13 protein-coding genes are annotated in these 12413 nt (G+C 70.9%); 7 read left to right on the top strand and 6 right to left on the bottom strand.

Annotated features, from left to right (window positions below; all coding sequences use genetic code 11):
- Window positions 1-155: 155 nt before the first annotated feature.
- Window positions 156-650: an inorganic diphosphatase gene (locus ACFYZL_RS35010; RefSeq protein WP_243629059.1), complete on the bottom strand. Its 495-nt coding sequence runs from the start codon at window positions 648-650 to the stop codon at window positions 156-158.
- A 181-nt stretch (window positions 651-831) separates the two neighbouring features.
- On the opposite strand from ACFYZL_RS35010, the gene dacB reads away from it, so the two are divergent.
- The 7 genes from dacB to ACFYZL_RS35045 all read left to right on the top strand — a co-directional run bounded on the left by dacB (window position 832) and on the right by ACFYZL_RS35045 (window position 9333).
- The gene (gene dacB, locus ACFYZL_RS35015; protein ID WP_388684652.1) at window positions 832-2259 is read left to right on the top strand and encodes a D-alanyl-D-alanine carboxypeptidase/D-alanyl-D-alanine-endopeptidase; all 1428 of its coding nucleotides are present in this window, start codon (window positions 832-834) and stop codon (window positions 2257-2259) included.
- Window positions 2260-2296: 37 nt separating this feature from the next.
- Window positions 2297-3439, top strand: coding sequence for a zinc-dependent metalloprotease (locus ACFYZL_RS35020; RefSeq protein WP_388684655.1), 1143 nt, complete (start codon window positions 2297-2299; stop codon window positions 3437-3439).
- 234 nt (window positions 3440-3673) lie between these two features.
- On the top strand, window positions 3674-4699 hold the full coding sequence (gene tilS, locus ACFYZL_RS35025; RefSeq protein ID WP_376656356.1) for a tRNA lysidine(34) synthetase TilS: 1026 nt from the start codon (window positions 3674-3676) through the stop codon (window positions 4697-4699).
- 65 nt (window positions 4700-4764) lie between these two features.
- Complete coding sequence (hpt, locus tag ACFYZL_RS35030) at window positions 4765-5325, top strand: hypoxanthine phosphoribosyltransferase (RefSeq protein ID WP_243339812.1); 561 nt, start codon at window positions 4765-4767, stop codon at window positions 5323-5325.
- Between the two features lie 207 nt (window positions 5326-5532).
- Window positions 5533-7569 (top strand): ATP-dependent zinc metalloprotease FtsH, encoded by a 2037-nt coding sequence (gene ftsH / locus ACFYZL_RS35035; RefSeq protein WP_384756621.1) that lies wholly within the window; start codon window positions 5533-5535, stop codon window positions 7567-7569.
- Between the two features lie 101 nt (window positions 7570-7670).
- Window positions 7671-8279, top strand: coding sequence for a GTP cyclohydrolase I FolE (folE, locus tag ACFYZL_RS35040; RefSeq protein ID WP_384756624.1), 609 nt, complete (start codon window positions 7671-7673; stop codon window positions 8277-8279).
- A 196-nt stretch (window positions 8280-8475) separates the two neighbouring features.
- The gene (locus ACFYZL_RS35045; protein WP_384756627.1) at window positions 8476-9333 is read left to right on the top strand and encodes a hypothetical protein; all 858 of its coding nucleotides are present in this window, start codon (window positions 8476-8478) and stop codon (window positions 9331-9333) included.
- Here ACFYZL_RS35045 and ACFYZL_RS35050 read toward each other — a convergent pair.
- From ACFYZL_RS35050 to folP, 5 genes are all read right to left on the bottom strand, one after another.
- Window positions 9330-9818, bottom strand: coding sequence for a DUF3180 domain-containing protein (locus ACFYZL_RS35050; protein WP_384756630.1), 489 nt, complete (start codon window positions 9816-9818; stop codon window positions 9330-9332). The two genes, ACFYZL_RS35045 and ACFYZL_RS35050, sit on opposite strands and share 4 nt — an antisense overlap.
- A gap of 46 nt (window positions 9819-9864) precedes the next feature.
- Entirely contained in the window at window positions 9865-10473 is a 609-nt protein-coding gene (folK, locus tag ACFYZL_RS35055; RefSeq protein WP_384756634.1) for a 2-amino-4-hydroxy-6-hydroxymethyldihydropteridine diphosphokinase, read from the bottom strand.
- On the bottom strand, window positions 10470-10829 hold the full coding sequence (folB, locus tag ACFYZL_RS35060; protein ID WP_030010912.1) for a dihydroneopterin aldolase: 360 nt from the start codon (window positions 10827-10829) through the stop codon (window positions 10470-10472). The genes folK and folB overlap by 4 nt, the downstream gene beginning before the upstream one ends.
- Before the next feature lie 131 nt (window positions 10830-10960).
- Window positions 10961-11404, bottom strand: a complete 444-nt coding sequence (locus ACFYZL_RS35065) for a nuclear transport factor 2 family protein (protein WP_376656361.1) — start codon at window positions 11402-11404, stop codon at window positions 10961-10963.
- A 25-nt stretch (window positions 11405-11429) separates the two neighbouring features.
- The gene (gene folP, locus ACFYZL_RS35070; protein WP_384596425.1) at window positions 11430-12230 is read right to left on the bottom strand and encodes a dihydropteroate synthase; all 801 of its coding nucleotides are present in this window, start codon (window positions 12228-12230) and stop codon (window positions 11430-11432) included.
- Window positions 12231-12413 lie beyond the last annotated feature (183 nt).

Consider the following 12413-nt stretch of genomic DNA (forward strand, 5'->3'; position numbering starts at 1 on the left):
TGGCCGCATTTTTTCCGCCCGGGCCCCCCCCCCCCCCCGGCGGGGGGGGGGCCCCCCGCCCCCCCGGGGGGGGGGGGGGGGGCCCCCCCCGCGGCGGGGGGGGGCGCCCCCCCCGGGGGGGGGCCCCCCGCCGTCAGTCAGCGCTCAGCGCAGCGTCAGTGGTGGCCGCCGGAGGCCTCGAGACGCTTGTACGAGGCCTCGATCTCGGCCTCGGCCTCGGCGCGGCCGACCCAGTTCGCACCCTCGACCGACTTGCCCGGCTCCAGGTCCTTGTAGACCTCGAAGAAGTGCTGGATCTCCAGGCGGTCGAACTCCGACACGTGGTGGATGTCGCGCAGGTGCTCGACGCGCGGGTCGGAGGCCGGCACGCACAGCAGCTTGTCGTCGCCGCCCGCCTCGTCCGTCATGCGGAACATGCCGATGGCGCGGCACTTGATCAGGCAGCCCGGGAAGGTCGGCTCGTCGAGGATGACCAGCGCGTCCAGCGGGTCGCCGTCCTCGCCGAGGGTGTTCTCGACGAAGCCGTAGTCGGCCGGGTAGCTGGTCGAGGTGAAGAGGCGACGGTCCAGACGGATCCGGCCGGTCTCGTGGTCCACCTCGTACTTGTTCCGCGAACCCTTGGGGATCTCGATGGTGACGTCGAACTCCACGTCCTGCTCCTCCATGATCAGCCTCAGAAGACTGCTTTGCTTCGAGACGGCATTTGATTGAACTACGTGCGCGTCCGGCCCTGCCCTGCCGGTTGGCGGGTGGGGTGCCATGCTCGCGGCAAGACGCAGTGGTTAAGTGTCCCTCACGCATATGTGTGATCGCGAAAGGGGCTGGTCCGAGGTGCCATTGGTCAAGACGTGGCAGCTCATCGCGGGGTCCGCCGTCGCCGGCCTCGCCCTTTCGGCGGCCGTCGTGGCCTCCGCCGGTCCCTGGGACTCCGGCCAGCGTAAGGCCGAGCGGGACAAGGCTGCCTCCTGGAGCCGTACGGGTGGCGCAGATCACGGCTCCGGCTCGGGCCCGGGGGGCCTGCCACAGGCCGCTCCCAGCGCTCCGGGGGTGCTCCAGGGCGTCGGCCGGGCGCGCTCGCAGGCCGCCGCCCCCGACGGGCTCGCCGCCGCGCTGAGGCCGCTCCTCGCCGACCGCGCCCTCGGCACCGTCCGCACCGCCTCCGTCGTCGACACCGCGACCGGCGAGGTGCTCTACGAGTCCGGGGCGCGCGACGCGATGACCCCCGCCTCCACCGTCAAGATCGCCACCGCCGCCGCGGCCCTGGCCGCCCTCGGGCCCGAGCATCAGATCCGGACCACGGTCGCCCCCGGCGCCGACCCGGGCCAGATCGTCCTGGTCGGCGGCGGCGACCCCTCCCTCACCGCCAAGAAGAAGAGCCCCGCCGGATCCGGCGGCAGCCTTCCCAAGCTCGCCGGCGACGCCGCGGCGGCCCTCAAGGCCGCCGGCACCTACAGCGTGACCCTGGGCTACGACGACAGCCTCTACACCGGCCCCGCCCGCCACCCGATCGGCGACAACCCCAACATCGCCCTCGTGACCTCACTGGCCGCCGACGAGGGCCGCACCGACGATTCCGTCTCCGGGCCCGTGGACCGGGTCGACGACCCGGCGAAGGAGGCGGCCCGCGCCTTCTCCGCCCTGCTGGTCGAACACGGCATCAAGGTCACCGGCGCCCCCGCCAAGGCCAAGCCCGCGGCGGGCGCGCAGCCGCTGGCCGTCACCCTCTCCACCCCGCTCTCCGGTCTCGTCGAGCGGATGCTGACCAACAGCGACAACGACATCGCCGAGGCCCTCGCCCGCCAGACCGCCCTCGCCTCCGGACAGCCCGCGAGCTTCGAAGGCGCCGAGAAGGCCGTCGCGGCCAGGCTCGCCTCCCTCGGCGTGGACGTCACCGGCACCCGTTTCGCCGACGGCAGCGGCCTCAACCGCGAGGACAAGGTCTACGCCGGGCTGCTGACCGGGATCCTCACCAAGGCCGCGGGCACCGACCACCCCGAGCTGCGGCCCGTCCTCACCGGACTGCCCGTCGCCGGATTCACCGGGACCCTGCGCGCCCGCAACGCCGGCAGCTCCCCGGCCGCCGGCCTGCTCCGCGCCAAGACCGGCACCCTGAGCGGCGTGAACTCCCTCTCCGGGACCGTCGTCGACCACTCCGGCCGGCTCCTCGCCTTCGCGTTCCTCACCAAGGACACCCCGGGCCCGGAGGGCGCCGAGAAGGCCCTCGACAAGCTGGCCGCCGCAGTCGCGGCCGCACCGTAGGGGTCCGCCGGCGGGCTCGTCCACGTACCGTTGACGCATGACGAGCATCAGTGGTGCCGAGATGGTCGACTGGAACCTCGCGGTGGCCACCGCGACCCGATTTGTGAGGCCCGGCCCGGAGGTCGGGCGGGACGAGGCACGAGCGGTGGTCGCGGAGCTGCGCGCGCACGCCAGGACCTCGGAACGACACGTACGCGAATTCACCCGCATGATCCCCGACGGTGCCACCGTCCCCGACACGCCCGTCCTCGTCGTCGACCGGGCCGGCTGGGTCAAGGCCAACGTGGCCGGCTTCCGCGAGCTGCTCCAGCCGCTCCTCGGCAAGATGCAGGACCGCCGCGCGGGAACCCCCGGCGGGGCGGTGCTCGGGGCCGTCGGCGGCAAGGTCACCGGCGTCGAGCTCGGCATGCTGCTCAGCTTCCTGGCCTCCCGGGTCCTCGGCCAGTACGAGACCTTCGCGCCTGTCTCCCGCGACCTGCCCGGCTCCGCGGGCGGCGGTCGACTGCTGCTCGTCGCCCCGAACATCGTCCACGTCGAACGCGAGCTGGAGGTCCACCCGCACGACTTCCGGCTCTGGGTGTGCCTGCACGAGGAGACGCACCGTACGCAGTTCACGGCCGTCCCCTGGCTGCGCGACCACCTCGAAGGCGAGATCCAGGCCTTCCTCGGCGCCACCGAGGTCGACCCGGCGACCGTCCTCGAACGCGTCCGCGAGGCCGCCCAGTCCTTCGCCGGTGCCCGCCCCGACGCCGAACACGGCGACGAGGGCCGCTCCCTGGTCGAGCTCGTACAGACGCCCGAACAGCGCGAGATCCTCGGCCGGCTCACCGCCGTCATGTCGCTGCTGGAGGGCCACGCCGACTTCGTCATGGACGGCGTCGGCCCCGAGGTCGTGCCCTCCGTCGCCGAGATCCGCGAGAAGTTCCAGCAGCGCCGCGCCAGCGGAGCGGGCCGGCTCGACGCCGCCCTGCGCAAGCTGCTCGGCCTCGACGCCAAGCTGCGCCAGTACCGCGACGGCGAGCGCTTCGTGCGCGCCGTCGTCGACCAGGTCGGCATGGACGGCTTCAACCGCGTGTGGACCTCCCCGAACACGCTCCCGACCAAGGCCGAGATCGCCCGGCCCGCAGACTGGGTCGCCCGCGTGCACCGCAGGGGGAGCGAAGGGGGCGCGGAAAGCTGACTCGGGGCTGACTCGGGGGCGTAAACATGTCCCACTGGGGGAAGCAGCATCACCCGTCCGAGGGACCGTGAGGCGTGGAAGGGCGTGCGATGCTCGGGGAACGGCTCGGCTCTGTCACCATCGACGCACTCTGAGTGACATCCCTCGCCTCGCGGGGGCAGCCGGGCAAGCACCCCCCAGCACCACACACCCCAAGCCTCCGAGGCATCCGAACACCATCGAAGGGCACCGGACATGGGTCCCCATCCTGCGGTCGCGGCGATACGCCTGGCGGTCCGCCGCGTACTCCACGACGTCCTCACCGACCTCTCCCACCGCTCCGCCGACCCCCGCACCACCCCGCCACTGGTCCTCGTCGCCTGCTCCGGCGGCGCCGACTCGATGGCACTCGCCTCGGCACTCGCCTTCGAGGCCCCCAAGCTCGGCATCCGGGCCGGCGGCATCACCGTCGACCACGGACTCCAACCCGGCTCCGACCTGCGCGCCGCCGAGGTCGTCACCCGCATGACCGCACTCCGCCTCGACCCGGTGGAGTCCGTCGCCGTGCGCGTCGGCCGGGAGGGCGGACCCGAGGCCGCCGCGCGCGACGCCCGCTACGCCGCCCTGGACGAGGCCGCCGACCGGCTGGGAGCCGCCGCGGTGCTGCTCGGCCACACCCGGGACGATCAAGCCGAAACCGTCCTCCTCGGCCTCGCCCGCGGCTCCGGCATCCGCTCCCTTTCCGGCATGGCGGAGGTGTCCGGGGGCCCGGGCCGCAGCCACCGCTACCGCCGCCCCTTCCTCCAGGTCGACCGGCAGACCGCCCGCAAGGCCTGCATGGTCCAGTCCCTGGCCGTGTGGGACGACCCGCACAACATCGACCCCGCCTACACCCGCTCCCGGCTGCGCCACGAGGGACTGCCCGCACTGGAGAAGGCCCTCGGGAAGGGCGTCGTCGAGGCACTGGCCCGTACCGCCCAGCTCTCCCGCGACGACGCCGACGCGCTGGACGCCTGGGCCGCCGAGGCCGAGACCGGCGTACGGGACGAGGACGGCCGGCTGGAGTGCGCCAAGCTGTACGCCCTGCCCCCGGCCGTCCGCCGCCGGGTGCTGCGCAGGGCCGTCGTCGCCGCCGGTTCCCCCGCGGGCTCCCTCTTCGCCCGGCACATCGAGGAAGTGGACCGCCTCATCACCGGATGGCGCGGTCAGGGCGCCATCAACCTGCCCGGACGGGTCGAGGCCCAGCGCCAGGGTGGCAGACTTGTCATCCGGCAGGGCTGATTGGTGCTGAAGCACGGCTGAGTCCTCCGGGGACACCCCCGGGGCCCCGGCCGACAACGAAAGTGATGCGGGTGGACGAGAAGGACATGGGCAACGACCTCCAGTCGGTGCTCATCACCAAGGAAGAGATCGACGCGAAGCTGGCCGAGCTGGCCGCGAAGATCGACGCGGAGTACGCGGGCAAGGACCTGCTCATCGTCGGTGTGCTCAAGGGCGCCGTGATGGTGATGGCGGACCTGGCGCGCGCCTTGTCCACCCCGCTCACCATGGACTGGATGGCGGTGTCCTCCTACGGCGCCGGGACCCAGTCCTCGGGCGTCGTCCGGATCCTCAAGGACCTGGACACCGACATCAAGGACAAGCACGTCCTGATCGTCGAGGACATCATCGACTCCGGTCTGACGCTGTCCTGGCTGCTGTCGAACCTCGGCTCCCGCCAGCCGGCCTCCCTGGAGGTCGTCACGCTGCTGCGCAAGCCCGACGCCGCGAAGGTCGCGATCGACGTGAAGTGGGTCGGCTTCGACATCCCGAACGAGTTCGTCGTGGGCTACGGCCTCGACTACGCGGAGAAGTACCGCAACCTGCCGTTCGTCGGCACGCTCGCCCCGCACGTCTACGGCGGCTGACCGCCGCACCCGGAGTACGACGCCCCCGGGGCCCGGAAGACGGGAACCTGGGGGCGGTTCCCGCCGTTGGAGCAGGGAAAGCGGGTCTGTCAGCCGTCCCACGAGGCCGCGGGTGACAATTCAGGGGTACATTCCGAAGAACAGTCTTTACTCAAAGCAGCATTTACCTACGGGCAGGAGGGACGGGGTGCCTTGCGCCCCGTATGGATGGACGTGAAGCGATACTTCCGTGGGCCGGTCATGTGGATCGTGCTGGCCGTCCTCGCCGTGGTCGTGTTGATGAATGTCGTCGGCTCCGGCGGCGGCTACAAGTCGGTGGACACCAGCGAGGTCATCAAGGCGATCAACACCGGCCAGGTGGAGTCGGCGAAGCTGACCACCGGCGACAGCCAGATGATCAAGATCGAGCTGAGCGAAGGCCAGAAGCTCGGCAAGCACGACGGCACCAAGTTCCAGGCCAACTACATCGGGGATCAGGGCGTCCAGCTCGCCCAGAACCTCCAGACCAAGTACGACGCCGGTCAGATCCCCAAGGGTTACTCGGTGACCCCGGACAAGACCAGCCCGTTCCTGAGCGTGCTGCTCTCGCTCCTGCCCTTCGTCCTCATCGTCGTCGTCTTCCTGTTCCTGATGAACCAGATGCAGGGCGGCGGCTCCCGGGTCATGAACTTCGGGAAGTCCAAGGCCAAGCTCATCACCAAGGACACCCCGAAGACGACGTTCGCCGACGTCGCGGGCTCGGACGAGGCCGTCGAGGAACTCCACGAGATCAAGGAGTTCCTCCAGGAGCCGGCGAAGTTCCAGGCCGTCGGCGCCAAGATCCCCAAGGGCGTGCTGCTCTACGGCCCGCCCGGAACCGGCAAGACCCTGCTCGCGCGCGCCGTCGCGGGCGAGGCGGGCGTCCCGTTCTACTCGATCTCCGGTTCCGACTTCGTCGAGATGTTCGTCGGTGTCGGCGCCTCGCGCGTCCGTGACCTGTTCGAGCAGGCCAAGGCCAACGCGCCGGCGATCGTCTTCGTCGACGAGATCGACGCCGTCGGCCGGCACCGCGGTGCGGGTCTCGGCGGCGGCCACGACGAGCGCGAGCAGACCCTGAACCAGCTGCTCGTCGAGATGGACGGCTTCGACGTGAAGGGCGGCGTCATCCTGATCGCCGCCACGAACCGTCCGGACATCCTCGACCCGGCGCTCCTGCGCCCCGGCCGCTTCGACCGGCAGATCGCCGTCGACCGTCCGGACATGCAGGGCCGCCTGGAGATCCTCAAGGTCCATCAGAAGGGCAAGCCGGTCGCTCCGGACGTCGACCTCTCGGCCGTCGCCCGCCGCACCCCCGGCTTCACCGGTGCCGATCTCTCCAACGTCCTGAACGAGGCCGCGCTCCTCACGGCCCGCTCGGACAAGAAGCTGATCGACAACCACATGCTGGACGAGGCGATCGACCGCGTCGTGGCGGGCCCGCAGAAGCGGACCCGGATCATGTCGGACCGCGAGAAGAAGATCACCGCGTACCACGAGGGCGGTCACGCCCTGGTCGCGGCGGCCTCGCCGAACTCCGACCCGGTCCACAAGATCACGATCCTGTCCCGCGGCCGGGCCCTGGGTTACACCATGGTCCTGCCCGACGAGGACAAGTACTCGACCACGCGCAACGAGATGCTCGACCAGCTGGCGTACATGCTGGGTGGGCGCGCGGCGGAGGAGCTGGTCTTCCACGACCCGACCACCGGCGCGGCGAACGACATCGAGAAGGCCACGGCGACGGCCCGCGCGATGGTCACCCAGTACGGCATGACCGAGCGTCTGGGCGCGATCAAGTTCGGCGGCGACAACACCGAGCCGTTCCTGGGCCGCGAGATGTCGCACCCGCGGGACTACTCGGAAGAGGTCGCGGCGCTGGTCGACGAAGAGGTCAAGAAGCTCATCGAGACCGCGCACAACGAGGCCTGGGAGATCCTGGTCGAGAACCGGGACGTCCTGGACAACCTCGTCCTCGCCCTCCTCGAGAAGGAGACGCTGGGCAAGGAGGAGATCGCCGAGATCTTCTCCACGATCGTGAAGCGCCCGGCCCGCCCGGCGTGGACCGGCTCCGCCCGGCGCACCCCGTCCACCCGTCCGCCGGTGCTCTCTCCCAAGGAGCTCCAGCTGACGAACGCGGCGAACGGCAGCTCGACGGCGACCGCCGTCACGCCGGTCTCCACGGAGAAGGGCATCGAGGTGGCCCCGGAGGACCGCCCCGAGGCCTGATCCACCCGGAATGGAAGCCGCGCCCCCCAGGTTCTAGCCTGGGGGGCGCGGCACTTTTATGCGCCCGCGAGCGCTGTGTGGACAGGAACGAGGAAGACGACATGACCGACCCAGTGACCCTGACCGGTGACGAGGGCACGATCGGCGAGTTCGACGAGAAGCGCGCCGAGGCGGCGATCCGCGAACTCCTGATCGCGGTCGGCGAGGACCCGGACCGCGAGGGCCTCCTGGAGACGCCGGCGCGGGTCGCGCGGGCGTACCGAGAGATTTTGGCTGGTCTGCGGCAGAGGCCGGAGGACGTCCTGACGACGACGTTCGACCTTGGTCACGACGAGATGGTCCTGGTGAAGGACATCGAAATCGTATCTCTGTGCGAACATCACCTTCTGCCGTTCCATGGCGTCGCCCACGTCGGATACATCCCGGCGGAGACCGGCAAGATCACGGGCCTGTCCAAGCTGGCTCGCCTGGTGGACGTGTTCGCGCGTCGTCCGCAGGTGCAGGAACGTCTCACTACTCAGATAGCGGACTCCCTCATGGAGATCCTGGAGGCTCGCGGAGCGATCGTCGTGATCGAGGCCGAGCACATGTGCATGTCGGTCCGGGGCATCCGTAAGCCGGGCGCCAAGACCACCACATCCGCGGTGCGCGGCCAGCTCCGCGACCCTGCGACGCGCAGTGAGGCCATGAGCCTCATCATGGCCCGCTAGGAGCATTGTCAGTGCGGCCCGATACGGTCCCCCTCCGTTACTTCACGGAGGGGGACCGATGCTTTGGGGTCTACCGAGCAGGCAGACGGTCAACGCCGTAGGCGGACGGCTTCGGGCATGCGACGTCAGGCCGGGCCGGCGGTTATGGACACTGCAGGGTGAGCGCACCGAACAGACTGAGGTCACAGATGTCCGCGTGGCCAAGACGCGCGCCCTCGTCGATGTGACGACGGACCATTCGACCTTCGCCGTGGCTCCGGATCAGCTTCTGTGGACACCGGACGGATGGACGCACGCCCGCGATGCGGTCGGCACCGTGGTGGCATGGGCCCACGCGCGCAAGCTGCGCAGAGAACGGCTGTCGATCCGGCCGGGGTACCAGCTCGGCTACCTGATCGGAGCGACGTGCTCAGACGGCACAGTGGGCAAGAACCAGGTGTCCCTCGTGGTCAATGACGAGGCTTTTGCGACGAAGTACGCGCGAGCTTTGACCGGTGCCACCGGTCTTTACGCAAGGCTGGAGCCCGTCACGAGGCCGTCGGGATATCTGGGGCGGGACCTACCCGGCTTCCGGGTCCGCGTCGTCTCCTCGTACCTTGCCGACCTCATGCGCCAGTACGTGGGCGGAGATGCCCACCACATGCGCCAGGGGTTTCCCCGGGTCGTGCTCAGGGACGAGGAGACCTTCGGGGGGTTCCTGGACGGATATGAGGATGGCGACGGATACCGGATCAAGCGGTGGCCAGCGAGGGCCCTCGTCAGCTCGAACGTCCCGTTTCTCGAGGACCTCGCCGAGATCATCGGTGCCAGGTTCACGCCCCGCGCGAACGGTCCGGCATCGCGGCTCGTGGTTGCCGACAGCTGGCCGACGCGTGGGACGTTCCGGGTGGAGGAGCACCCTCTCGAACTCGACGAGTCGGCGTGGGTCGAGGTTCGCGCCGTCACGGCACGGCCATCCAGTGCCAAGCCCTCCACCTTGTACGGCTTCGGGCCCACCCCGCACGCCGAATTCCTGGTGAATGGGCACCTGGTTCGCGCGCCTTGGGAGGCCTAGGCGCGGGCGGCGCCGGCCGGGGAGTGGTCGTCGTCCTCCGGGAGCTTCAGGACGTGCTCCAGGAAGAGCGCGGCGGCGATGACCGCCGCGCCCGCCAGGACCGAGAAGCCGGCGTACCAGGCCTGGTCGCGGCGGGCGGGGACGTCGAGGGAGTCGGTCAGGAGGAAGACGCCCACACCGCCGTACATGCCCGCGACCAGGGCCGCCACGAGAGCGCTGGCCTGGCCGAAGACCACGGCGCGGGCCGCCATCAGCGGCTCCACGCCCTTGGCGCCCGGGCGGCGCTCACGCTGGGCCTTGAGGCGGGCGCGCATCGACAGGGCCGTGGCGAGGAGGATCACCGCGATCACGGCCAGCACGATCGGGGCGGCCAGCGGGACGCCCGGCAGGGTGCCGTAGGCGTTCCACAGTCGGGCGCCCGCCCAGGACAGGATCCCGGCGATCAGGAAGATGGCCGCCAGGACCGCAGGCCTCAGTTGCTTCACTTGCCCGTTCCCCACTTTCAGCGAGTAGCCGTGAACAGGCTAACGACTACTCCGGGAGGCGGAGTTCCAGGTCGGTGCGCGGCGTGACGCCGCTCAGGCCGATTGTCGCCAGGAGGGCCGCCACCGGGCCGTGGCCCGGGATCACGGCTTCCGGGTCGATGTCGTGCCAGGGGGCCAGCACGAAGGCGCGCTGGTGGGCCCGCGGGTGCGGGAGGGTGAGAACTGGGTCGTCGGAGACCACCTCGGCGTACGACACGATGTCGACGTCGATGGTGCGCGGTCCCCAGCGCTCCTCGCGGACGCGGTCGAAGGCCTCTTCGATGGCGTGGCCGCGTTCCAGGAGGGAGGAGGGCGGCAGCGTGGTGCGGATCCGGACGACCGCGTTGAGGTACGAGGGCTGCGTGCCGGGTTCGACGCCCCACGGCTCGGTCTCGTAGACGGGGGAGACGGCCTTGACCCGCAGGCCGGGGGTGTCGCCGAGGGCGTCGATGGCGCCCTGGAGGGTCTCCAGCCGGTTGCCGAGGTTCGCGCCGAGCGCGACCACGGCCCATTTGGGGTTGGAGAGGGTGACGTCGGCCGCGTCCACGGCATCGGTGACGGACGCGGGTACGGGCTGGACGGTGGGGTCGCTCTGGGCGCTCAGTCCGTTGTTCATGCGCGGCTCCGGGTGATCGTGATGGTCACGTCGTCGAAGGGGACGGTGATGGGCGCGTCCGGCTTGTGGACGACGACCTCCACCTGTGCCACCGCTTCGTGCTTGAGGCACTGCTGGGCGATCCGCTCGGCGAGGGTCTCGATCAGGTCCACGGGCTCGCCCTGGACCACGTCGACGACCTCCTCGGCGACGACCCCGTAGTGCACGGTCTTCGCCAGGTCGTCTCCGGCCGCCGCGGGGCGGGTGTCGAGGTGCAGCACGAGGTCGACGATGAAGGTCTGGCCCTCCTCGCGTTCCCTGGGGAAGACGCCGTGGTGCCCGCGAGCCTTGAGGCCGCGCAGTGCGACACGATCCACGCGAATCACTCCTGCTTTCGTAGGTACTTCCGGTCCGGGACTCCCCGAAACCATGGGCCTGTGCCGAGTGCGGTCGGCGTCGTCCGTCTTCGAATTTACCTGCGAAATACCGGGGATCCCGCCCGAGGGGGTCAGTCGGTGTCCTGTTCGTCCTCTTCGTCTGACTCGGTCAGGACGGGAGAACCGTGGTGGGACCAGAGCCGCCAGCCCTCCGGTGTGCGTCGGAACACATTCGTGGCGACGACCAGCTGGCCCACGAGCGGGCCGAGCTCCCCGCCGTCCTCGGCGGGCCCGCCGCTGAGGATGTTCTCCGTACACGTCACCAGGGCGGTGTCGGCTATGACCGACACCTTGGTGTCCGTGAGGAAGAACTGGATGTACTCCGTGTGGGACATGATCAGCGCGTACGAGCGCAGCACCTCGCCGCGGCCCGTCAGGACGGGCCAGCCCGGGTGCACGCAGGAGATCTCGTCCTCCAGCCAGAGCGCCGACAGCGCGTCGAAGTCCCCCCGCTCCATGGCCTCGTAGAAGGCCGTGTTGACCTCTTCGACCGCTTCGATGTCGGTTCTGCTCACTGGGCTCCTTCTGAGTGCGTGCGGCTCACAGAGCCCCTTCCACGGCGCGGGCCACCCGAACCGCGTCCGCGGTCGCCCGTACCTCGTGGACCCGAACGGCCCAGGCGCCCTGGTGGGCGGCGATGGCGGAGACGGCGGCCGTGGCCGCGTCCCGCTCGCGGGCGGGCGGCGGGGCGGCGCCGTCGCCGCCGGCCAGGACCCGGCCGAGGAAACGCTTCCGCGAGGCGGCGACCAGCAGCGGGAAGCCGAGCGCGCGCAGCTCGGGCAGGTGGGCCACCAGGGCGAGGTCGTGTTCGGCGTTCTTCGCGAAGCCGAGTCCGGGGTCGACGACGAGCCGTTCCGGGGCGATGCCGCCGGCGACGACCGCGTCGATGCGGGCGCGGAGTTCCGCGGTGACCTCGCCGAGGACGTCCGCGTAGACGGCGAGGCTGTTCATGTCGGCGCTGAAGCCGCGCCAGTGCATGACGACGAAGGGCACTTCGGCGGCGGCGACGGCCGGGATCATGTCGGGGTCGGCGAGTCCGCCGCTGACGTCGTTGACGAGCCGGGCGCCCGCCGCGACGGCCTGGGCGGCGACGGCCGCGCGCATGGTGTCGACGGAGACGGCGACGCCCTCGGAGGCGAGCCCGCGGACGACGGGGACGACCCGGCGCAGCTCTTCCTCCTCGTCGACGCGGGTGGCGCCGGGGCGGGTGGATTCGCCGCCGACGTCGATGAGGTCGGCGCCCTGGGCGACGAGGTCGAGGCCGCGCTTGACGGCGGCGGTGGTGTCGAACCAGCGGCCGCCGTCGGAGAAGGAATCGGGGGTGACGTTGACGACGCCCATGACCGCGCAGCGGTCCAGGTCGGGCAGGCCTTCGACCCGGCCCCGGCCGGCGGCTTCGCGCTTGGTGTTCATGGCTCCCAGGGTAGGGCCGTTGCCGCTGCCGTCGCCGGGCGGTGCGGGGTACGGGCCGAGGGCCGGGGGTGCCGCTGCGCGGAGCCGGTCCCCGCCCGGCGTTCGGGGCGG

The organism is Streptomyces sp. NPDC001717 (genome assembly GCF_042892775.1).
Classification (GTDB): Bacteria; Actinomycetota; Actinomycetes; order Streptomycetales; family Streptomycetaceae; genus Streptomyces.